The sequence below is a fragment of the Pseudarthrobacter adonitolis genome (assembly GCF_055412845.1).
This window is the reverse complement of record NZ_JBVAYW010000032.1, coordinates 1-22400: the sequence shown is the minus strand read 5'-3', so window position 1 is coordinate 22400 and position 22400 is coordinate 1. Positions and strand designations below refer to the sequence as shown.

Below are 22400 nucleotides of genomic sequence, written 5' to 3'. Positions count from 1 at the left end.
TGCCCGAGCACCCGGGCTTCAGCGCCCATGGCCAGGCGGCGCTGACGCTCATCCAGATGCGGGAACAACGAATCGAACTTTCCCCGCAAAGCCGTCTCAACCTCTGCACCAATGGCACCACCATAGAACCAAAACGATGAAACGCTGGCTTATTTACTGACGAGCCCTAAGCCTCAATTGCGAGGCTATAATGAAATAAGTGGATTTTCTAATTTTGGGGAAGATTTTGAAAGCGCCGCAAAATGTCTATCTTGAAGTCACCAATGATATTCCGGTGGCGGGAGTATCTTTTGGACGCTGCCGCCTGGGCTGTGGCTCTCCCGATCGCCTCGCTCCTACGGTTGGATTTCGACCCTTCCCGGATAGCTCCCGCCGTTGTTGGTTTGGCAATCTTATGTGCCGCTGCCCTGCAGGCGATTTCGGGGTGGCTTCTGGGTCTTTACCGCTACCGGCACCCTTACGGCTCGCGACACGATGCCCATAGCCTCATGTTAGTTGTAGCCACTGTTGGTTCGACTTTGACTATCGGCCGTCTCCTTGTGCCGGCCTCGGACGATTTTCCTCGAAGCGTGCCCTTTATTGGGTTACTGGTAGCTTTTGTCCTTATGGCTGGGGTGCGCCTGCTGCACAGATCTATCAGGGATCGGGATGACCGTCCTGGGGAAGACGCAGCTCCATCTCTTGTTTACGGGGCGGGGCACCTCGGGCAGCACGTTGTCCAGCAGATGAATAGGGACAGGTTCTCACCGTTTCGTCCTGTCGGCGTCATTGATGATGACCCTCGCCTTCATGATTTCCGCTTGGAAGGTATTCCAGTATTGGGGGACCGTGCAAACCTTACGCAAGTGGCTCGGGACACGGGAGCTGAGGTTTTAATATTCGCAATAGCAAGAGCCGATGCAGATCTGATGCGGATAGTCTCCGACGATGCAGACGCTGCAGGACTCCGGTTGCTGGTGCTCCCTCTGCTTGCCGATGTCCTTGAAGGGCATGCCCAACTTGGTGACCTGCGGGACGTGTCCATTGACGACCTCATTGGCCGTCAGCCAGTTGACACTGAACTCGAGTCGATTGCAGGTTTCGTCACAAATAAGCGCATCCTTGTTACAGGTGCCGGTGGATCAATAGGGTCTGAACTCTGCCGGCAACTCCTTCGGTTTTCTCCCACTGAGGTCATCATGTTAGATCGAGATGAGACAGGCCTTCAGGAGTCCCAGATTTCGATTTCGGGCCACGGACTCCTGGCTACAAATGAAGTCGTACTTGCCGATATCCGCGACGCTATGACGCTAGAAGAAATTTTCCGGAAACGCATGCCAGAAGTCGTCTTTCATGCCGCCGCACTCAAACACCTACCCCTGTTGGAGCAATACCCGAACGAGGCGTGGCAGACCAACGTACTCGGAACTCTGAATGTGCTTAACGCCGCTAAGGCGGCAGGAGTTGAAATTTTCGTGAACATCTCCACAGATAAGGCAGCAAATCCGACGAGCATTCTGGGCCATTCAAAGAGGCTTGGTGAAAAGCTCACGGCTTGGTTTGCAAAAGACACAAACGAAACCTACTTGTCCGTTCGGTTTGGAAATGTCATTGGGAGCCGTGGTTCCATGTTGCCGACCTTCACGGCCCAGATTGAGGCTGGTGGACCGCTGACTCTCACGCATCCGGATGTCACACGCTATTTCATGACCATTCCCGAGGCCTGTCAATTGGTGGTCCAAGCTGGCGCCATCGGGCGTCCTGGGGAAGTTCTTATTTTGGATATGGGGGAGCCCGTTCGAATCATGGACGTGGCTGAACGAATGATCGCAAGATCGGGTCGTGAGATCAATATCGTCCTCACCGGGCTTCGACACGGTGAAAAACTACATGAAGAGCTCGTGGGTCTCGGTGAGCACGACGAACGTCCAATCCACCAAAAGATTAGGCACACGGACGTTCCGCCGTTGTCACCGGATGAGTTGCTCCTCAACCACTGGGGCTCAGGCACAGACGTGGCTTCGGATGAAGTTTTGCAAGCGCAAAGGCAAAGTTCATTATGACCTCAAAGATTTACATGTCGTCTCCGGACGTGGGTGTCTTGGAAGAAGAATTCGTTCTCCATGCCCTCCGCTCTGGCTGGGTGGCTCCGCTTGGGCCCGACGTCGACGCCTTTGAATCTGAGTTGTCCGCTCGGGTCGGCGTACCTTATGGCGTCGCACTTGGCTCCGGGACCGCCGCCCTCCACTTAGCGCTTTTAAGTCATGGGGTGGGTCATGGTGACGTTGTATTGACCTCGAGTATGACGTTTGCAGCGACCGCTAACGCCATCCGCTACACGGGGGCTCGTCCATATTTCATCGATAGCGATGAAACGGGAAATATCAGTACAGTTCTCCTGGAAGAAGCTGCAGAAAGGCTTCTGTCTGAGGGACGGCCGGCAAAGGCCATTGTCCCTGTAGATCTATTGGGCAAGGTGTGCGACTTCTCGGAGATAGATCGCATTGCCGAACGGTTTGGACTCTTGGTGGTTTCTGATGCCGCCGAGTCCTTGGGTGCGAGCCGTGAGGGCAGGGCAGCGGGCTCTTTTGGGGTTACGTCGATTGTGTCTTTCAATGGCAACAAAATCATGACGACTTCCGGCGGCGGCATGCTGTTGACTCGCGAACATGCTATCGCTGCCCGCGCCCGGTATCTCGCGACGCAGGCACGGCAGCCGGTAGCTCACTACGAGCATACTGATATTGGTTACAACTACCGAATGAGCAACCTCTTGGCTGCTTTGGGGAGGGCACAGCTCCGACGTTTGGACGAGATGATCGCGAAACGTCGCGGCCATCGGAGTGCGTATCGCACGTTCTTCGCAGACGTCCCGGGCGTTCAACTGTTTGGGGCAACGGATGACCACCAAGATAACTGCTGGCTGACCTCCGTTGTGGTCGATTCGGAGCGTGCCGGGTTTACCGCGCAGGAGTTGGCAGCTCATATGCTTGTCCAAGACGTAGAGGCCCGCCCCTTGTGGAAACCAATGCACCTTCAGCCTGTATTTGCTGATGCGGATCGTCTTGTTGACGGTACGTCTGAGCGATTCTTCAGGACTGGACTCACCCTTCCGTCAGGTTCTGCTTTGACCCCTGGAGAATTCTCCCGGGTGACCGATCACTTACAATCATTTCTCTCTTCGCGAAGCTGATTCTTAACAAATAGAATGGAAGGCCTATAGTGAATGAGTCGCGCTATGCTGGCAAACGAATCGTAATTACCGGTGGAACTGGGTCTTTTGGCCACACGATTGCCAAGAAGCTGTTGGAAACCGGTGTGGAGCAGATCCGTATATTAAGTCGAGACGAAGCTAAGCAGGACGCTATGCGTCATGAGGTGCCCGATCCACGTCTGAAATTTTACGTGGGGGACGTGCGCGACTTTGACAGTGTTGATCGCGCAACCAAGAACGCCGACTACATATTTCATGCTGCCGCATTGAAGCAAGTACCCTCTTGTGAATTCTTCCCCATGGAAGCTGTCCGCACAAATATTGTAGGTAGTGAGAATGTAGTTCGCGCTGCAGAGAAAAATGGTATTTCGTCGTTAGTTTGCCTAAGCACAGATAAGGCCGTTTACCCTGTCAACGCCATGGGCATGAGCAAAGCGATGATGGAAAAGGTTGCCCAGTCGCATGGTTTGAACAATCCCGTTGCGGACACAATTGTCTCTTGCGTACGCTACGGTAACGTGATGTATTCCCGGGGTTCGGTGATTCCATTGTTCATAGAACAGCTCAAGGCCGGCACGGCTTTGACCGTCACCAATCCAGAAATGACTCGGTTCCTAATGTCTTTGGCTGATTCCGTCAGTCTCGTTGAATTTGCATTTGAAAACGCTAACCAAGGCGATTTGTTTGTTAAAAAGGCGCCTTCGTCCACAATTGCGGACCTTGCTCGGGCCATTTCGAACCTCTTCGAATCTAAGTCGGAGGTGCAAGTCATTGGCACCCGCCACGCGGAGAAGCTCTCAGAAGCTTTGGCCACGCGGGAGGAGCTCACTCGAGCACAAGACATGGGGGCTTACTTCAAGGTACCCGCAGACAATAGAGACCTAAACTACAGCGTGTTCTTTGAATCCGGTGACGTCAATCAGGCGCGGTACTCGGACTACGATTCGCACACAGTGGAGCGATTGAACGTGGCTCAGATAGAGGATCTGCTGCTCACCCTTCCGGAAGTTCGCCGCGAACTTGTATTGGCAGGAAAGACCGCCAGGATTGCTTGAATCGATGAAAATTGCGTTAACAGGGGCCGGAGGATTCCTCGGTTTGCATACTCGCTCTGCGGTCCACGGTCTGGGTGGCGTGAGCCATTCAGTCGGTCTCGGAACTAAGTTCGAGCAGCAGCAGGCCATCACCGCAATCGATTCAAGTGAACGACTCATTCATCTTGCAGGTGTAAATCGCGGATCGGATGCTGAAGTTCGCGACGGAAACATTGGGTTCGCAGCGCAGTTGGCGGATGTCTTACGCAACGTTCCGACGCCGCCGCTGGAGGTCGTTTACGCGAACACTGTCCAGGCTGGCAATGATTCGGTTTATGGACAGGCTAAGGCTGAAGCCGCCGAAGTCTTGCGGACCGCGGCGGAGAAAGCTGGGGCCCGATTTACTGATGTCCTATTACCAAATTTATTTGGTGAGCACGGCAGACCCTTTTATAACTCTGTTGTCGCGACGTTCTGTCATCTTCTCCATACAGGTGAGGTTCCCACGGTAGTGGATGACAAGGAGCTTTCCCTCTTGCATGCTCAAAAAGCTGCAGACGTGCTCCTTGGAACGGTTGCGCTGCGAGACATGGATTCCCTAACCACGCCGAGGAAGGTGTCGGTCATATTGAATCAACTTCAAACAATCGCCGAAACTTACCGTAACGGAGATATCCCAGCGGTGGCGTCGCCTTTTGACTTGGACTTGTTCAACACCTACCGATCGTTTCGTCTAGAGCAAGCGCACGAACTACCTTTTCTTTTGGACAGGCGCGCCGATTCTCGTGGAAGTTTCTTTGAAGTGTGCCGCTCGCGAGGCGGTGACGGTCAGACATCGTTTTCGACGACTGTGCCAGGTGTCACTCGTGGCCAGCATTTTCACCGCAGAAAGATTGAAAGGTTTGTTGTGCTCTCCGGTAAGGCGGAGATAGCAATGCGTCGCTTGTTCAGTGATGACATACTCCGATTTAATGTTGAAGGTTCGGTCCCAGTTGCGATTGACATGCCGACCCTCTGGACGCACAAGATCACCAACACTGGTGAATCGGAGCTGTACACGATGTTCTGGACAAACGACATATTCGATCCCGCCAATCCCGATACGTTCGCAGAGAAAGTATAGTAGCCATGAAGCCCAAACTTAAAGTTGCGACAGTCGTCGGAACGCGACCGGAAATTATTCGCCTTGCGGCCACTATCAAGCGACTCGACAAATTTACGGAACACGTGCTAATCCATACAGGTCAGAATTATGACTATGAGTTGAATGAGATTTTTTTTGAAGACCTTGGTCTTCGAAGGCCGGACCATTTCTTGGCAGCAGACGTATCTACCCTGGGCGCAGTCTTAGGTTCCATCCTGATGAAGGTGGAGGCTGTACTTTTGGAAGAAAAACCGGACGCCATGGTGGTGCTGGGAGACACCAACAGTTGTATCTCGGCTGTGATTGCACGTCGCTTGAAAATTCCCGTGTTTCACATGGAGGCGGGTAACCGGTGCTTTGACGAAAACGTCCCCGAGGAAGTTAACCGCCGTTTGGTAGACCACGTCGCTGACTATAACTTGGTCTACACAGAACATGCGCGGCGCAACCTGCTGGCTGAAGGCATTCACCCGGCAAGGATTCTGCTGACAGGTTCGCCAATGAAAGAAGTTCTAAATGGCAACGCTCTAGCGATTGAAGCTAGTGACGTTTTAAACCAACAGGGTCTCAAATCTGGGCAGTACGTATTGGTGAGTCTCCACCGCGAAGAGAATGTGGACAGCCCGGAGCGCTTGCGTACGGTATTGGAGGCGCTCAATGCGGTTGGGAGCAAGTACAACGTGCCTGTTCTCCTGTCAACTCATCCAAGGACTCGCAAGCGTTTGGAAAGGCAGCCTCAGGAACTGAAGGCCGGGGTGGTTCTCCACCCGCCCTTCGGTTTCAACGACTACGTGAAACTGCAGAAGGAAGCATTGATCGTCCTTTCAGACAGCGGGACCATCAGCGAGGAATCTTCTCTGCTGGAGTTTGCCGCCGTAACGTTGCGCGACTTCATCGAGCGTCCAGAGGCACTGGACACCGGGGGGATCATAACTTCTGGACTTGACAAGGAAAGCATCCTGGATGCCATTGCGATGACGCTGGCACAGATATCTGAGGACGGCTACGTCGCGCCCCCAGTCGACTACCAGATTGATGATGTGTCCCGCCGGGTAGTTTCCTTTATTCGTTCCGCTGCGCATAGCCACGGCCAGCGTGCAGGACTTCGGCGGACAGACGCCCGGGTCTAATGCCTTCTCGTCTCAGCGCCATTGCGGCCCGCGGATTTGCCATGGCTGGAACATTCATCCAAGTAGTGGTGATATCGCGTTCGCTCAGCTTGGGTGATGCTGGCATCGTGTTCCTTCTCTTTACATTGATGAATCTGGCTGCCACCGCGGGACGCTTTGGCACGGACAACTTGGTACTCCGGAAAATCGCTTCGAAGCAGCCGGGCTACGAAAGCGAGGCGCGCTGGCTGCGTGCCATTTGCTGGATTGCTTCCGGTATCTCAGGGTCAGCAATCTATGGATTGCTGGCCTCGGGACTACTGCAAGTGTCCGGCTCCCGGAGTGATGCGCTCGAGGCAGTGTGCGTGGGGTTGATGACGGTCTGTTACGCAATTAATGTCTTTGCAGGGGCGGTTCTCCGGGCGTCCGGGCGTCTTGTAGCCGGGATTCTTGCGGAACTTGGGAGCGCGCCCTGGCTAACCGTTGTTTTTGTCGGGCTGATATCTCTATTTGTGAGACCCACGGTATTGACCGTGCTGCTGTCATTTCTCGCAGCCGGCGCGGCAACCGCGGTATGGGCGCTCAGCCAGATTCGAGCGCTGAACGGCGTTAGGGATAGATTGAACTGGCGTGGTTGTATCGCTTTTGTGCGCATCCATTTGTTCAGCCTCATTTCTCTGATGGGCACTTCATTACTCTTCTTCGCTTTGGTTTGGGTTCCTCAACTGTGCTTAGGCATGGTGGGCACGGGCGCTCAGGTCGCCCAGTACACGGCCGCTGCTAGGATCGCTAGTTTTATCAATATCTTCCCTGGCATTCAAACTTCGTATTTAGCGCCCAGATTTGCTCAACTGTCCCACTCCGGCCACGTAAAGGCGTTGAGCGCTGAAGCTGGTCGGGCGGCCTTGTGGGCCGCCTTGGTTGCGGTTCCGATGCTGACACTGGTCGCTTCCATGCCCCAGATGGTGTTGAAACTTTTCGGCGGAGGTTACGAGGAAGCAGCCATTCCTGCACTAGTTCTCTGCATCGGTGCATATGTAACTTTGGCGTTTGGGCAGGTGAACACAGTGATGTTAACGTCTGGCCTGGAGCGTCCTGCGCTGGTGCTAAGCTCATTGCTCTTGCTATTCGTGGCTATCTTGACGGTTGTCGGGGCGCCCATTATTGGTGTCGCAGGAATTGCGATGGTTAGTGCTCTAGGATCAGTGGGCTACGCTGCAATTTCCTCTCTCATCATTCGACTCCAAATCGGCGTAAATTCAACGATTGGTTCTTTCTTTGGACATTTACTTCTCCAAGGTGAATCGAGGGAAAGGTAAAACTTCATGGACACGGAGAACGAAACGAGTCGAGAAGGCGGTTCGACTGAAGCCAAGCCGATGCGTGTGTTGGTCTTTGCCAGCGAGTTCTCGACATCGGACAACGATCGATGGTTGCTTGACGACATCGTGGATGAGTTCGTGGCGCAGGGCGCCGAAGTGGACGTTGTGGTTTCCGACAATCGGCGCGTACGCCCTCGCGGAGTCGACTTTCGAAACGACGGCAAAGTTCGAACAATTAGTGTTGGACCTGAGAAAGCACTCCGCCACGGGGTGGGAAGAATCTTAGGTCGACTTTTGGCTGGGGCACGGATGCACACCAGTGCCTACGGCATTTTAACGCGAGAGACCTACGACATCGGTCTGTTTACGTCCGTGGCAGCTGTCTCCGCAGGCGTTGCACGGCGCTTGCGGGGCGCGGGCATTATCAAACATTTGGTTTTCATCGAGTGGGATTTTTTCCCTATACATCAAATCGAGATCGGCCGGCTTCCCGGAAATGCCTTCGTACGCTCACTGCGTCATGTCGAGTTCTTCAGCATTGCGAAGGCGGATACAGTCACTGTCATGTCACCCGCCAATGAGGCATTTTTTTGGAGCTACTTTCCGAAATTTCGTGGACGCACAATGGTCTTGCCCCCCTGGGCTAAGTCAGATACAGCAGCAGAGAACAGTGCGCCTAAGATTGAAAGATTCACGGCTATCTTCGGAGGCCAGTTGGTACGAGGTCGTGGGATCGAAAATATTCTTCAAGCAGCTGCCATTCTTGAGAGACAGCATGCTGACATAGACGTCATCGTCGCTGGCGACGGTCCGCTCAGGGCGGGATATGAGGAACTCGCAGATTCACTGAAGCTCAAGAACGTTACCTTCTTGGGCTCCGTTCCGCGGCCCGTGTATAGAGAATTACTCAAGACTGTGCATGTGGGAATCGCCGCTACCGTTACAGGCGTTTCCGTACCTGCTTTTCCGTCCAAGATAGTGGAGTACTGTAGTTCTTCTATTCCCGTGGTTGCATGTCTCGATGAAGCCAGTGATGGCGGTGATCTGCTGGTGGAATTTGGTGCAGGCCTCGTAATTGGCGCCAACGACAAACAAGCTCTAGCAGATTCCTTAATCGAACTGGAAGCCAGCCATCGAGCCGGGACGCTACAGGCCATGGCTGGGTCAGCCAAGCGACTATTTGATACTAGATTGTCTGCGGAGCGTGCTGCACAATCGATTCTGAGCATTGTGAAAAGATGAAGCGCAAAGCAGGCAGGGCTAATGCAAAGTCCTGGGTAGCGGCCTGATTCTTGCGAGATTGAGGGCCCGGGTGGCGTTTCTGGCGGTATGTCTGGTGGCTTTGGCGATGTTGATTGTTTTGGCTATCCGGTAGAGGCTGATGGCCAGGTTGCGTAGGGATGCCATGAGCCGCGGTGCGTTGCCCGTGCGGACCTGCGAAATATCCTCGGAGTACGTGACGTCCCGGGTCCAGTGCAACCTGTTCTCGATGGTCCAGTGCCCACGGACCAAGGTGTTTAGATCGGCAGGGCTGGCCTTCTCGACTGGCAGGGAGGTGATGACATAGACCGTTTCAACACTCCACCTCCTGCCGTTCAGTCGGCGGGACCGCCGGGTGATCTGGGCGGCTTGGGCGGCGTGCGGGAATAGGATGCCGGCATCGATGGTGACGGTCTTGATGGCCCGGGAACCGGTGCGGCCATGGCCACGATACCGTTGCCGGTGTCCTGCCGGCACGTCCTTCCATGGCAGAGTTTTCAACTGCCGCTGCAGGGTTCTTTGGTTGCCCTTGACCGTCAGGACGTAGTGGGCGCCACGGCCGTGGAGGTAGGTGGCATTGGCACGTTGGGTGTGCATCGCGTCCGCCGTCACCACCACCCCGGCCAGATCCTCGAAGGTGTCCAGCAGGGCGGTGAACATGGTGATTTCATTCGTCTTTACTCCGACATCGACCTGGCCCAAGACGGTGCCTGTGGTGTGGTCCACGGCGGCCATCAGGTGCACCCGGGAACCGCCGCCGTTCTTGGCTCCACGGACTTCCTTTCCGTCCAGGGCAATGACGGCCGGCTTCACTTGCGCACCCACCCAGGCACCGAGAGCGGTATCGAAAGCATCCCCATCGACCCTGGCGAGGACACGCTGGATCGTGGTCACGTGCGGGACCTTGATGCCAGTTGCGGATAGTGGTTTGCGTCCCGTGTCGGCAGCCCATTCGGCGATCTCGGCAAAGGACTTTGCGCCGGCGAGGACCGCGCAGATGGCCAACACCAGGATCCCCGCCAACCCGTATCTGACTCCCCGGGGCTTCCGCGGGTCCGGGACGTCCTCCAGCTGGCGGGCAAGGGCATTGATGGGGGAATATAGCATGAAGGAACTCCTGGCAAGCGGCGGTCTAGACAATCATCTGTTTAACAGGAGTTCCGCTCCTTTAAAAGCACCCATCCGGCGACATGGTGGCTCTTAGTCGTACTGAGGGACTGCCGAAAACATCCCGTCGATTGCTGCGGCCAGTTCCACGCGGTGGTCAAGGAAGCCCATGTGCCCGCCGGGTACCGTCCGGCGGCTGACGCCGGCACGGGAAGCGATCCACTCTGCTGCCTCCACGAAGAACGGCGCTGTCTGCTCCGCACTGAGTACGGCCAGCGGCACACTCGAGCCTGCCATGGCCTCCGGTCCGGGCATCCAGGAAGCAAAGGCGCCGAACTCTGCTTCAAGCAGGACCCTGGCGTTGGCCCGGAGTGCTTCGATGAAGTCCGGCGACAGGAGCGCAGCGGCGTCCCCTGCTGCGAACCGGACGAAGGCTTCGGCTCCGCCGGCAAGGCCGTCTGTCTCCATGCCTGCCGCGATAATCGGCTGCACCGATGCCATGGCGTCGTCGGGATTGGCCAGAACGCTCAGGAGCGCCGGCTCATGCAGCACCGCACCGGAAAACAGGCTGGGAGCCTTCAGGACGGCGGCCAGCGCTATCAGCGCTCCGGTGCTGTTTCCATACACGACGCAGCGTTCCGTCCCGAGCGTCTCCAACAGGGCAACGATGTCGCCGGCGTGCTGCTCAACGGAGGTCTCCGCCCAGTCCTGCTGCAGTGGGCTGCGCGCGTTGTTCCTGCGGTCATAGGCGATGACCGTATGGTTTTCGGTCAAGAGCCGTGCCAGCTCAACGTACTGCCGGGCGTCACCTCCGGCGCCGGGGACCAGCAGCACTGGCGCCCCGTGGCCTGCCACGTCAACGTGGATCGTGGTGCCGTTGGCTTCCACCAAGGCAACTCCTTCAACTGTGCTCATCGTCTTCACCTTTCCGAATGCGGTTTGTCCTTCACTTCCATTGGACGCCCGGGCGCGCTCCGGCGTCCAAGACCGCTATGGACTCGGACGATCACAAATTTTTATGATGGGGCATGGAGATCCGCCAACTCCGGCGATTCCTTGTGCTGGCTGAGGAACTGCACTTCGGCAAAGCCGCCGCCCGGCTCCACATCGCCCAGCCGGCGCTGAGCCAGGAGCTCAAGTCCTTGGAAAGAGCACTCGGACTCCGGCTCCTGGACCGGACACACAACCACGTTGCGCTCACAGATGCCGGCCGCCGCCTGAAGGACGAAGCAGAACGTATTATCCAGGCCCACGACGCCGCGGTGACGGCCATGGACGAACTCCGCAGTCCCACACGCGGCACACTCAAACTGGGGGTGGCAGTGGGCATGGCGTACCCGCTGCTGGCGGAACTGCTCAGCGGACTCGGTTCGGGTGAGGTCGCGCCGGAGGTAGACGTCAAACCCGCGGCGGCGAGGGAGGGCGTCCTGAAGCTTCTCGCCGGGGACTTTGATGCGATTTTCATCCATGCAGTGCCACCCCGCGATGAACGGCTGGGCGTGCTGACCCTGGAATCGGAGCCAATGGGTGTTGCCGTTCCGTCCGGCAGCCGGCTGGCCGGCCTGGCGGCCGTGGGCCCCGAGGATCTGAACGGGCAGGCGCTGATCTGGTTACAGCGCGACGGCGACCCCGACGTTCGCGAGCGGGTACTCGGCCTGATGATGGACGGCGGGATGCTCCCCGGCCCGCACCGCTGGTCGCCAAGCATCGCAACCACCATGAGCCTGGTGTCTGCCGGTCTTGGCGTGTCCTTCAAAGTGCCGCACCAGGTGGTGCCCGGCGATCCGCCCGGCGTCGTGTGGCGCCCGTTTGCCGGGGTGTCCTATCCCGTGCCCACGGTGCTGGTCTGGCTCCGCAACGACTCCTCGCCCTTGGTCACTCAGCTGGTTGCCCAGGCCCGGCGGTACGTGGCGAAGCAAGCGTAACTGCGGCGTTCTGGCGCCCCAGGTGGGGCCGGTGCACACTTAACGGGTGAAGCCGTTTCTGCTGCTTGCATCCCTCGCCGAGGACGCCGCCGCCGAGGAAGAGTACCAGGCGCATCTTCGTTTTGGCGGCCTGGCTCCGGACCAGCTGAAACGCATCAGGATGGAAGCGGCACCCTTGCCGGTCAACCTCGCAAGAATCAGGCCGCTACCCAGGACTTTGCATTAGCCCTGCAAAGCAGGGGAGGAGATGAATGGTTATTCCCAGTGAAGCATGGTGGAGTGGGCCTAATTCCGCTGGACAGGCGAAAAACGGCACAAATGAGCAGATTGCGCTGTTGGTGGCGGAATCCACCGGCGATTCAAAACTACCGACCCGACGCCTATATGATGCCAAAAGTTTCCATAGCCAACGATAATCTACAACATGATTGCCAGCGAAGGGGGCAGTAAATTGATCGTGAACGAACACATTCTGTCTGGATCGCAGAAATCTAAGCAATATGAATTGATGAAGCGCGTAAGCGACGTGACGTTGGCACTGGTCGGCCTTGTTGTTGCATCGCCAGTATATCTCACTTTGACGGTCCTAATCTGGACCAAACTTGGGAAGCCGGTAATATTCGAACAAGTCCGACTCGGCCGCGAGGGCCATCCATTCCTGCTCAGAAAATTCCGGACGATGCTGCAGGTAGATGAGTCGTTGGGCCTCGTCACCGATGCCCAACGACTCACGTCGTTGGGCAAGTTCCTTAGATCTACAAGTATGGATGAACTGCCCACTCTTGTGAATGTCCTGCGGGGCGACATGAGCTTAATCGGTCCCCGGCCGTTGCTTGTCGAATACCTCGACCTCTACACACCTGAGCAATTTCAGCGTCACATCGTTCGACCTGGTATAACGGGTCTCGCTCAAGTGCGCGGCAGAAATTCTCTATCGTGGGCTGCGAAATTTGACTTGGATATCGATTACGTCCAGAAGCGTAGCGCCCTGTTGGACCTCAAAATATTAATAGAAACAGTAATTGTCGTAATAACACGCAAAGGTATCTCCGCAGGAAATGGTGTCCCGATGCCAAAATTCACCGGGAACCTTCCGCAGCAGGAGGATTAGGAGTTGAGACTCACTTCGATCCCTCGCCTCAAGGTTGGCATAATTTCCCAGTGGTTCTCCCCGGAGCCTGTCCCTATCCCGAGATCCATTGCCCAAGGTCTCGCAGACCGGGGTCATTCTGTTCGGGTACTCACAGGCTTTCCGAATTATCCCACGGGTCGGATCTACAACGGCTATGATGACAGTTGCCCAACTGAAGAGACGATGGCAGGCGCACTTCTAATGAGGATCCCCGCGTTCCTTAGTCACGATCTAAATGCAGGTCATAGACTGAGATCCTTTCTGAGCTTCGGGGCACGCAGCCTGCGCGGCGCAGCCTTTCTACGTCACTCAGATGTTAACTATGTGTATGCCACACCTATGACCGCGGCGGCCTGCGCCCTGGCCTGCCGTCTTCTTTGGAAGACTCCGTACGTCCTCCACGTTCAAGATCTGTGGCCCGAGTCGATCACTGGCTCAGGAATGGTGCCCGATGGACGTAGGAAATCTCTTATTGATGCCCTAACAAACTTCGCTCTGCGCCCTGTCTACACCCTGGCGAAACATATTGTTGTAATTTCGCCGGGCATGAAGAGAGCGCTAGTCCAAAGGGATGTCGATGCGAATAAAATTTCCATCATTTACAACTGGGACGCTAACGAACATAGGCCAAGAACAGGCTATTCTTTGCCATCTAGGATACGAAACTCGACAACTCTTCACTGTGTATACGCAGGTAATATAGGGCAGATGCAAGACGTCGAAACAATCGTGCGGGCTGCCGCCGAAGTCGAATTTGAAGTGGATCTTCGCATTTCTGTATATGGCTCGGGAGTGGCAGAAGAAAGCTTAGCCGGTCTTATCAGGGACCTAGGCGTCAAGAACGTTCAACTGTGCGGTCGCGTCACCCCGGACCAGATGCAGGCAATCTATGACGTATCGGATTTCCAATTCGTTACGCTAAGGGACCTTCCGGTCTTCCGTATGACTATCCCGTCGAAGTTCCAGGCTTCATTGGCGAACGGCGTGCCGATCATAACGACGGTACAAGGCGACCTCGCTGCCATGTGTGTGAATAACAAACTTGGCTTCGTGGCTCAGCCAGAGAATATCGGGGATTTGGCGAATGCCCTTCGAAAGGCAGCGAACATGGATTGGGCGGAGCACCTGGCAATGTCGCAGCGTGCGAGAGAGTTCTACCGGACCGACTTGGCTGTTGAGGTGGGCCTAGAACGTATTTGTAAGGTTGTGGCAGAGGCCGCCCAAGTCAAAGCCAAAGCTAACGAGCTGGGACGCCCTTGACGACAGTAAGAGGGGGGACAGTGCGAGTCACGACGGCACCTGCACCGACAAAAGAACCTGCTCCTATTGTTATTCCGGGAAGAACTACTGCGCCCGAGCCTACAGTTGAACCTTCCTGCAGCGTTACCGCCCCAGCAATATTGGCGCCGGGCAATACCGTAACGAAATCCTCAAGAACGCAATCGTGCCCTACTGTGGCGCCATAGTTCACCTGCACATGGAAACCAATAGTCACGCTCGACGAAATAAAGCAGTTGGCCAGAATCACACAACCCTCAGCCCAAGTCGTTTCGGGGCTTATCAAAGCTCTGGGATGAATGACGGTCAACGCCCTAAGACCTTGGGCGTCAAGGTCAGTAACCATTCGCCGCCGAATTGTCGGATCTGCAATTGCAACGACATAACTTTCCGATTCCAAAGCGTCGGTTGGCCGAAACACCTTGAGCTCTCGGACGACTTCACCCGCTCGAGCGTCGTCTAAGAACCTTATCGACGAATGGAAACCCTCAGCCGATGTCGTCTGCGTTGCTAAGATTGCGTCAAGTGTCTCCCGCCCGAAGCCCCCGGCGCCCACAATGTACACCAATCCGTTCCTCTTTCAATACTGTAGCTACAGGAAAACGAGACCGGCCGATCGGTGCGTTCGCTGTCTGTTGCCCCGATCTCTGACCTCGCAAGGCATTCGCTTTGAACCCTACCGGGTCTGATGACCCTTCGCATCTAGGCATGGTTCGTTGGTTTGTTCCACTGGGGACTCAGGAGTACTGAGCACGTGGTGCAGAACGTGCTTGGCCACGCCTCCCCGCAGATGACGGCCCGCTACGCCATTCTGGATGAAAGCACCATCCGCGCGGCATTCGAAAGAACGAAACGGCCGGCTGGCCGATAACCGGCTCTTCACGGTTCATGGGAACGAATTCCCGGACGAGTGTCATGCCGCCGTCCGGACGGCACTTCTCCTGAGAATAACCGATTTGTAATTGCCGGGGTTGCGATAGCCGCGGGCGGTGCGTTTGATGTGTTTGATGCCGGTGTTGTTTGCCTCGACCTTGCCAGTGGTAGCGCCCGTGACGATGAGGACTTCAATCTCGTTCCACCATCTGCACACGGTCCGGTAGAGCTTGTTCGTCTCGGGGCCAGGACTCAGGACTCTGGACATGGTCGGGACTGTGGAATTAACGGTGTATCTGGCTGGACACGCCGGGCGGTGAGCCTGGCGGGGAGGAGCCCGATATGGCCGCAACACTTGAGGCTGTGCCGAGGACGAAAACCGTTGAAAAACTGACAGAAAAATCCGAGGTCGAGGCTGCTCGCGAGCTGGTGAAGATGGCTAAGGAACAGGGCATGGCCCTGACCGGTCCTGACGGGCTGCTCAAGCAGCTGACCAAGACCGTCATTGAGACCGCTCTCGATGAGGAAATGACCGAGCATCTCGGGTATGAAAGACACGACACGGCCGCTAAGGACACCGCCAACTCACGCAACTGCACCCGGACCAAGGCCGTGCTGACGGAGACGACTGGCCCGGTAGAGATTGACGTTCCGCGGGACCGGGACGGCACGTTCGAGCCAAAGATCGTCGCCAAGCGCCAGCGGCGGCTGACCGGCGTGGATGAGATGGTCCTCTCCCTCTACGCCAAGGGCCTGACGACCGGGGAGATCAGCGCGCACTTCGCCGAGGTCTACGGCGCTTCGGTGTCGAAGGAGACGGTCTCGCGGATCACGGACAGAGTCCTGGAAGAGATGGGAGCCTGGCAGAACCGGCCGCTGGACGAGGTTTATGCCGCGATCTTCATCGACGCTATCGTGGTCAAGATCCGGGACGGGCAGGTCGCCAACCGGCCCGTCTACGCGGCCATCGGCGTGACCCTGGACGGGGAGAAGGACATCCTTGGCCTATGGGCCGGCACCGGCGGTGAAGGCGCGAAGTTCTGGATGAGCGTGCTCACCGACATCAGGAACCGCGGCGTCAAGAACTGAGGTGTGTCAAGGATGTGAGACAGCGGGCTGGTTTTCTTGAGGTTAGGCGGCGGCCGGAAGCCGGCTGCCGCTGGTCTTGAAGGCGGCCATGGCGGTGGCCGGCGGCAGACCCTCGTTGTGGGTGTGGGGCCTCCAGCGGTTGTAGAACACTTCGATGTAGCGCATGGTGGCCCGTCTGGCGTCTTGCCGGGTGGCGAAGCTATGGTGATGGTAAAACTCGTTCTTTAGGGACGAGAACGCCCGATTCGGCCACGGCATTGATGCTCCTATTGTTGTCAACCCGCGATTACGCCGGTCGCCAGGGTGGGCTTGAGTAGGTGGTAGACCTCGCGGATGATGTAGCGCTTCAGGCAGCGGATGATGTCGCGCTTGGATTTCCCTTCGGCGGTTCTGCGGGCGACGTAGGTAATGGTGGGTTCGTGGAATTTCATCCTCACGATCGCTGTGCGGTAGATGGCTGCGTTGAGTTGCCGGTGTCCGCCGCGGTTAAGACGGTGGCGGCCAGAGGTCATGCCGGAGCCGGTGGGGATGGGGCTGATGCCGGCGAGTTTGGCGAAGGCTGCCTCGGAGTGGATGCGCTCGGGGTTGTCTCCTGCGACGATCAGGATCTCGGCAGCAGTGTCGGGCCCGATTCCGTAGGCGTCCAGCAGTTGGGGCGCGGTTCGGGTGACTAGGTTCTCGATCATGCTGGCCAGTTCCTTGGCCTCGGCATCCAGGTTCTGCCAACGCCGGGCGATCGAGCGCAGGGCGTGACGGATGGAGTCCTCGGGGTGTCCAGGGCCCGGGGACGCAGGGCGCCCAGATAGCGGGCGAGCATGATCTGTGTTTTCTCTGCCGTGTCCTTTCGCATCTGTTCCGGGGCATGGATGAGCATAGCTTTGAGTGTGACCATGGCCGCGGAGCGGTCCTTCACGGCGGTGTCGTGGGCGATCTTGGGTTCGCGGATCATTTCCACGGTCCCGTCAGCGGTGTTCGGGACAGCGGTCGCGAATCCGGCGAGTACTGCGCGGGCGGCGTTCTCCGCGTCGAGGGTGTCGGATTTCCCGGCGAGCCTGCGCATGCGCCGGTCGGGGCGGTTCACTTCGACCACCTTGTGTCCTTGCCTGCGGATGAACGAGGTCAGTCCGGCGCCGTAGGAGCCGGTTCCTTCGACGCCGAACGCGATGATTTTGCCGAACGAAACAGCCCAGCCGAGCAGCTGGCCGAAGCCGGCTGAATCGGTGGTCACTGTCAGGGTGTCGAGGATGCCGCCGATCGGATCCATGACGGCGGCGACGTGCACGTGTTTGTGCGTGTCGACGCCAATGACTATGTGTCCTGAGCGGGCGGGTACGAGGGTGTGTGGTGCCATGGTGCGTGTTGCCTCCTGCCGGATAACGTGGATATCACGCTGTCGCCGGCGGGTGGACAGGACTGTCATGGGGACGCTGTCGAATGCTGGCTCCAGGCTCCTATCAGGTCACGCCCTGCCCGGCGGCAGTGTTTGTTGCTGCCCGGTCGCCGGGCTGACAGATCAACGCAAAGACACCCGAGGGTCTATCCCAACAAGGGTCAAGCCGTGACGACCAGGACTTCCGAATCTACGGCTGATGATTCGACAAAAACAGTCTGACAGTCCCAGCACACGCCGGTTTCTCCCATGGACTGGCGGACCCGGTTTCCCCGGCACCAGGCACCCATTTCGCGTGACGTGTACTGGGTTCCGCGGTCACTGTGGAAAATCGCGTCAGGCCGCAGGTGGCCGCAGTCCCTGGCCATCCTCAGCGCAGCAGTGGCCAGAGAGGCGCGCATACGGTCAGCCATCGCCCAGCCGACAACCATGCGCGTGCACAGGTCGATGACGGTGGCCAGATACAGCCAGCCCTCATCGGTGCGCAGGTAGGTAATGTCGCCCACCAGACGCGTTCCAGGTGCTTCTGCAGTGAAGTCCCGGCCGATGAGATCCGCGAAGACCTTGTCCGGATCCGAGGGGATCGTGGTGCGCTTGAACGCCCTCATCCGCTTCGCGGCCCACCCGTTCTCGGCCATGATCCCCGCCACTGTGCCCACCGATACCTCGATGCCGGCGGCGGCCAGTTTGGTGTGCACCATGCGGTGGCCGAAGATCCCATCGGAGGAATCGAAGACGGTCTTCACCTGATCCGTCAGTTCCCGGTGTCGGGCTGCGGTCGGGGTTTCCCCGGCGTCCAGCCACCGGTAATACGTGGCGCGCGGAAGCTGGAACTGCCGGCACATCCATGCCACGGGGAAGTCGGCGTTCCTCTCCTGAACAACGCTGTAGAGATCTTCTACCGTTGTTCTTTGGCGAAGAACGCCGAAACTTTTTTCAGGAAATCGTTCTCCCTTTCGACCTCACGCAGCCGGGCTTCCAATGCCTTGTACTTCGCGGCATCCTCCGGGTCATCGGGCCTGCCGCCCGCCCCGGTTGCTGCATCACGGTGCAGCTGCACCCACCGCTTCAGCGCCGTGACGGAGACGCCGACTTCGGGGGCGACGGACGCAGGCGACCGGCCGGAAGAAATCACAAGTTCCACGGCATCGGCCTTAAATTCATCGGAATAGGTACGTCGAGCTGACATGAGCACAATCCTTTCAAACTGTGTCTCACATCAGTAGTACACCTCAGACACGTTCTTCCTGGTCCGCGACGGACTCAAGGGACTGCCCGAAGTCGTCACCAACGTATGGCCTCTGACGACCGTTCAGACATGCATTATTCACCTGATCCGGAACACCTTCCGTTTGGCCTCCAAGAAGGACTGGGACGTCCTCAAACGCGATGTGAAGCCCATCTACACGGCGCCGAATGCTGCGGCCGCGCGGGTGGCGTTCGAGGAGCTCACGGAGCGCTGGGGCAAAAAATACGGGGCGATCGTGCGGCTCTGGGAGAATGCATGGGAGGAGTTCATCCCGTTCCTGGACTACGACGTGGAAATCCGGCGTGTGATCTGCTCGACCAACGCGATCGAATCCCTCAATGCCAGGTACCGGCGCGCCGTCAAGGCCCTGGGTCATTTCCCCACCGAACAGGCTGCGCTAAAGTGCCTGTATCTGGTCACCCGATCCCTCGATCCGACCGGTGCCGGCAAGACCCGATGGGCCGTGCGTTGGAAGCCCGCTTTGAACGCATTCGCCATCACTTTCAGCGACCGATTCCCGGCAACTGAAAGCTACTAAATGAAAACGCCGGATACACCGTTTATGAGATAGTCCCGCCACCGCCCCGTATCGAATTAGACAAACCAACCATGCCTAAATGCGAAGGGCCCGTAAACGACGACCACCTCAACAGTGTTTACTTAGGAGATACAAGCGCTGTCGAGGGCCCAACCATCATGAGCGAATGTCTTCGACGAAAGGGGCGCCGTGTTGTATTTTCGTGCCCCTTGCAATAAAAAGTAGGATCAGGACGATATATCCGACGTAAGTTGGGCCGCTTTGGCCCAACTGAAGGTTTTGTGGGACGAAAAACATAGCGACCAAGGTGTACCCAAAGATGCTGATGGAGAGCCAATCACCAAAACGGAGTGACGCCCTCCAGGAAGCGCCGAGCAGTAAAGCCATAAGTCCGATGACAACGGGGACTGTTGGCCAAGGGAAGTCGCTGGCAAGAGCGGTCAGCGCTGTGCTCCAGTATCCCGTTGCCGACCAACCTAAAGTGTCCAACTGAGCGGGTACTCGAAGTATCGACGCGGTTCCAAAAATCGGGTCCAGCATGTTGGCTAGAGCTGGAGAGTGACTAAATCCACCGCCAAAATTCCAAGTCGCACCGAGTGCTCGTCCTAGCCCCTCGTATCCTTGCGTTGCGTAGGAACTGATCATGACCCATGTTGCATCCCAGATGGAAGGGTAGGAGTGTGGCACGGTACAAAGGTCGGCGCCGGGCGCACAGATTGGTGAGACAGGGTTTCTGGACAGCCTGCGATCGCCGAAGCCGACCATGGCAATAAATGCAATCGGAATGATTATCAAAATTTGCCTTCTGGATAAACCGGATCCCTTGCGGGCCTTGCTCAGTAACCATGCCCCCGTCACAAGTAAGATTGCCATGCCCATCTGTTGGTCTCTACCTACCAAGACACTCCAAACTAAGGGACTTAGTGCACACAATAGGAAATGGATCTTGAATCTTCGGTTTTCAAAGAATTCGAAGGCAAAATACGGAAGTGCGGTCATCGTGAGTGGAGAAAGGAGTGTTTGTGCGGCTACAATCCCTGTTCGAGATTGTGTGCCCTCAGCGATTTTTGCGCTGGCATTGGTATATGCTGAACCCTGGTCATCCAGTGCTTGGCTAAACTCGTTTAAGTTGAACCCCGAGTATGCCGTGGCCATTGGCGCCAAGAGCAGCAGAATGCCGGCCAGTCCCAGAAGTGGGGTGAGTGAGATTGTTTTCTTCGTCTCGAACTGAATGGCCTTGTGCATAGGCCTGGATCCAGCTTGGAATCCAATAAACGCGCAAACGAAGGTGGCTGTCATCAGGCTCACAACGCCCCAGAAATTCGTGCGGTTGTATGCAATTGGCCAAGCTATTGCATACAGTAGAAACGTAATGGACCACCATAAACCACATATTATTGCAGGCAACCAGAGCCGCAGGCTGTTAGGTCTTTCTAAGACTGTTTGATTCACTTTTGATTTGCTGGCGCCCTGTAGCTTACTCAACTCGTGCCTTCTACTGCCTTGATTTTGCTGTTCCCCTAATGATAGTGCGGTTCGTCATAGGGGCTGGTACTTGGGACTGCAGTGCGAGCGCCCGATCGAAGGGTTGCCGCATGCCGTCGTCCCATAGCACCACGAACGTTTCCGCGCCCTGTACTCCCGGCATCGGCTGGAGCTGGTCAAAGACCGCTCGCTGCAACATGCGCCCTGTCAGCGACGACCACATTGTAGGGTGACCCGGCCTGATCGTCGGAACCGTTGGACACGGCCTCGCGCTACAGTCCAAGCCACCGGTGAGTAGGTGAAAGTCTTAGACATCATCAAGAAGCTGGCAATCGCGGATACCTTAAGTATGGCGACGCTCGCGATTGGACGGAAGACAATATCGGGGGAGCCGGCGCCGGCAGGCGTCGCGTGGCCTATAACCCTAAATTCGGGACAAATTGTTGGCTGCACCGCTGCAAACCTGAAGGTGTGTGTAGTCCCTCCATGTCCACAACTCTTTCGTCCTCCCTGTGTGACCGAGCGCTTGTCCGCCGCCGCAACCGGCGGCGTTGTGCCCTGCGGACGAACCCCCTTACCTCTCCCCAGGTCAGCAAACTGGAGACGCAGAGCAAGGACCTGATCATCCCCTCCTACAACGACACCCTGACCCCATCTTCATCCGGAAGGTGCGCTTGGCGTTGATCGCCGCCGTCGTGATGTTCTTCATCAAGGAGAAGCCGCTGGCAAGCGCCGTCGAGCACGACAGGCTGTCCGAGTCGATCGTCGAGGGCAACATCCTCATCACGGCTGACGATGAGGTTGCCCCGCCTCTCACCGACGGAGGCCACCTTCATATCGTCTAGTAGGGTTGGACTATCCAGCTGGCACACAGCGGACCCAACGGACCCTTTATACGCTTGATTGTATATGCTGGATTGGTCAATTTACGGGGAAACGGGGGGTCCCCCGACCATAATGGAACGTCCGTTCCGGCCGAAAACGGGCTGATCTCCGGAAGGAAACACGCACTGGATGGGCTGCACAGCATTGCGGTGGCCGACATATTTCTCTTCCATACCGTGAACGCTTTGCCTCTGGCGTATCCATTGGCGTGGACGTTTTCTTCACGCTCAGCGGCTTTGTGATCACGCTTCTGATCATGAAGGAATACGGGTCCTTCGCATTTAGGCTTGGTTGGTCTGTCTAGTTCGATGCGGGCGGTGGCCGCCGGCGGCGAGTAGGCATCTGAGTCTGTAGTTGGGGAAGTTGCGGAAGCCACGGGCGATTCTG

General features: G+C 57.0%; 20 protein-coding genes and 4 pseudogenes. 14 read left to right on the top strand and 10 right to left on the bottom strand.

Annotated elements, in window-relative coordinates; all coding sequences use genetic code 11:
- Positions 1–242 precede the first annotated feature (242 nt).
- The 7 genes from ACZYZ4_RS18610 to ACZYZ4_RS18580 are packed head-to-tail and all read left to right on the top strand — an operon-like array spanning position 243 to position 9044.
- Complete coding sequence (locus ACZYZ4_RS18610; RefSeq protein WP_463863237.1) at positions 243–2042, top strand: polysaccharide biosynthesis protein; 1800 nt, start codon at positions 243–245, stop codon at positions 2040–2042.
- Positions 2039–3172, top strand: a complete 1134-nt coding sequence (locus tag ACZYZ4_RS18605) for a DegT/DnrJ/EryC1/StrS family aminotransferase (RefSeq protein WP_463863235.1) — start codon at positions 2039–2041, stop codon at positions 3170–3172. Before ACZYZ4_RS18610 ends, ACZYZ4_RS18605 begins: the two co-directional genes overlap by 4 nt.
- 29 nt (positions 3173–3201) lie before the next feature.
- Positions 3202–4248, top strand: a complete 1047-nt coding sequence (locus ACZYZ4_RS18600; RefSeq protein ID WP_463863233.1) for an SDR family NAD(P)-dependent oxidoreductase — start codon at positions 3202–3204, stop codon at positions 4246–4248.
- 4 nt (positions 4249–4252) lie between these two features.
- Positions 4253–5350, top strand: a complete 1098-nt coding sequence (locus tag ACZYZ4_RS18595) for a polysaccharide biosynthesis C-terminal domain-containing protein (RefSeq protein WP_463863231.1) — start codon at positions 4253–4255, stop codon at positions 5348–5350.
- Positions 5351–5355: 5 nt separating this feature from the next.
- Entirely contained in the window at positions 5356–6501 is a 1146-nt protein-coding gene (gene wecB / locus ACZYZ4_RS18590; protein WP_463863229.1) for a non-hydrolyzing UDP-N-acetylglucosamine 2-epimerase, read from the top strand.
- A gap of 41 nt (positions 6502–6542) precedes the next feature.
- Positions 6543–7799: a lipopolysaccharide biosynthesis protein gene (locus ACZYZ4_RS18585; RefSeq protein ID WP_463863227.1), complete on the top strand. Its 1257-nt coding sequence runs from the start codon at positions 6543–6545 to the stop codon at positions 7797–7799.
- Between the two features lie 6 nt (positions 7800–7805).
- Positions 7806–9044, top strand: a complete 1239-nt coding sequence (locus ACZYZ4_RS18580) for a glycosyltransferase family 4 protein (RefSeq protein WP_463863225.1) — start codon at positions 7806–7808, stop codon at positions 9042–9044.
- 18 nt (positions 9045–9062) lie between these two features.
- Here ACZYZ4_RS18580 and ACZYZ4_RS18575 read toward each other — a convergent pair whose 3' ends face one another.
- Together ACZYZ4_RS18575 and ACZYZ4_RS18570 are read right to left on the bottom strand one after the other, a co-directional pair.
- Positions 9063–10169, bottom strand: coding sequence for an ISAs1 family transposase (locus ACZYZ4_RS18575; protein ID WP_463863223.1), 1107 nt, complete (start codon positions 10167–10169; stop codon positions 9063–9065).
- Between the two features lie 93 nt (positions 10170–10262).
- Positions 10263–11084 (bottom strand): alpha/beta fold hydrolase, encoded by an 822-nt coding sequence (locus ACZYZ4_RS18570; RefSeq protein WP_463863221.1) that lies wholly within the window; start codon positions 11082–11084, stop codon positions 10263–10265.
- A gap of 113 nt (positions 11085–11197) precedes the next feature.
- Between ACZYZ4_RS18570 and ACZYZ4_RS18565 the strand changes: the two genes are divergently transcribed.
- The 4 genes from ACZYZ4_RS18565 (at position 11198) to ACZYZ4_RS18550 (ending at position 14486) form a co-directional block, all read left to right on the top strand.
- The gene (locus ACZYZ4_RS18565) at positions 11198–12094 is read left to right on the top strand and encodes a LysR family transcriptional regulator (RefSeq protein WP_463863219.1); all 897 of its coding nucleotides are present in this window, start codon (positions 11198–11200) and stop codon (positions 12092–12094) included.
- A gap of 46 nt (positions 12095–12140) precedes the next feature.
- Complete coding sequence (locus ACZYZ4_RS18560; protein WP_463863217.1) at positions 12141–12320, top strand: hypothetical protein; 180 nt, start codon at positions 12141–12143, stop codon at positions 12318–12320.
- Positions 12321–12518: 198 nt separating this feature from the next.
- Entirely contained in the window at positions 12519–13205 is a 687-nt protein-coding gene (locus ACZYZ4_RS18555) for a sugar transferase (RefSeq protein WP_463863215.1), read from the top strand.
- Between the two features lie 3 nt (positions 13206–13208).
- On the top strand, positions 13209–14486 hold the full coding sequence (locus ACZYZ4_RS18550; protein ID WP_463863213.1) for a glycosyltransferase family 4 protein: 1278 nt from the start codon (positions 13209–13211) through the stop codon (positions 14484–14486).
- Here the strand turns inward: ACZYZ4_RS18550 and ACZYZ4_RS18545 are convergent.
- Both ACZYZ4_RS18545 and ACZYZ4_RS18540 read right to left on the bottom strand, forming a co-directional pair.
- On the bottom strand, positions 14464–15060 hold the full coding sequence (locus ACZYZ4_RS18545) for an acetyltransferase (protein WP_463863239.1): 597 nt from the start codon (positions 15058–15060) through the stop codon (positions 14464–14466). The two genes, ACZYZ4_RS18550 and ACZYZ4_RS18545, sit on opposite strands and share 23 nt — an antisense overlap.
- Positions 15061–15417: 357 nt before the next feature.
- A pseudogene (locus ACZYZ4_RS18540) lies at positions 15418–15621 on the bottom strand (transposase); the annotation flags it as partial.
- A 98-nt stretch (positions 15622–15719) separates the two neighbouring features.
- Between ACZYZ4_RS18540 and ACZYZ4_RS18535 the strand changes: the two are divergent.
- Positions 15720–16463, top strand: a pseudogene (locus ACZYZ4_RS18535) (IS256 family transposase); the annotation flags it as partial.
- A 45-nt stretch (positions 16464–16508) separates the two neighbouring features.
- Here ACZYZ4_RS18535 and ACZYZ4_RS18530 read toward each other — a convergent pair.
- From ACZYZ4_RS18530 to ACZYZ4_RS18510, 5 genes and pseudogenes are all read right to left on the bottom strand, one after another.
- Entirely contained in the window at positions 16509–16724 is a 216-nt protein-coding gene (locus ACZYZ4_RS18530; protein ID WP_463863211.1) for an IS3 family transposase, read from the bottom strand.
- A gap of 17 nt (positions 16725–16741) precedes the next feature.
- Positions 16742–17152 carry a transposase gene (locus ACZYZ4_RS18525; RefSeq protein WP_463863209.1) on the bottom strand — a complete coding sequence of 137 codons (411 nt, stop codon included), beginning with the start codon at positions 17150–17152 and terminating at the stop codon, positions 16742–16744.
- Positions 17149–17817 carry an IS110 family transposase gene (locus ACZYZ4_RS18520; protein WP_463863207.1) on the bottom strand — a complete coding sequence of 223 codons (669 nt, stop codon included), beginning with the start codon at positions 17815–17817 and terminating at the stop codon, positions 17149–17151. Before ACZYZ4_RS18520 ends, ACZYZ4_RS18525 begins: the two co-directional genes overlap by 4 nt.
- Before the next feature lie 200 nt (positions 17818–18017).
- Positions 18018–18719: pseudogene (locus ACZYZ4_RS18515) on the bottom strand (IS3 family transposase); the annotation flags it as partial.
- A 35-nt stretch (positions 18720–18754) separates the two neighbouring features.
- The gene (locus tag ACZYZ4_RS18510) at positions 18755–19045 is read right to left on the bottom strand and encodes a transposase (RefSeq protein WP_463863205.1); all 291 of its coding nucleotides are present in this window, start codon (positions 19043–19045) and stop codon (positions 18755–18757) included.
- A 46-nt stretch (positions 19046–19091) separates the two neighbouring features.
- On the opposite strand from ACZYZ4_RS18510, the pseudogene ACZYZ4_RS18505 reads away from it, so the two are divergent.
- A pseudogene (locus ACZYZ4_RS18505) lies at positions 19092–19643 on the top strand (IS256 family transposase); the annotation flags it as partial.
- 156 nt (positions 19644–19799) lie between these two features.
- Here the strand turns inward: ACZYZ4_RS18505 and ACZYZ4_RS18500 are convergent.
- On the bottom strand, positions 19800–21128 hold the full coding sequence (locus ACZYZ4_RS18500; RefSeq protein WP_463863203.1) for a hypothetical protein: 1329 nt from the start codon (positions 21126–21128) through the stop codon (positions 19800–19802).
- 674 nt (positions 21129–21802) lie between these two features.
- Between ACZYZ4_RS18500 and ACZYZ4_RS18495 the strand changes: the two genes are divergently transcribed.
- Positions 21803–21973, top strand: coding sequence for a hypothetical protein (locus tag ACZYZ4_RS18495; RefSeq protein WP_463863201.1), 171 nt, complete (start codon positions 21803–21805; stop codon positions 21971–21973).
- Positions 21974–22400: the final 427 nt, after the last annotated feature.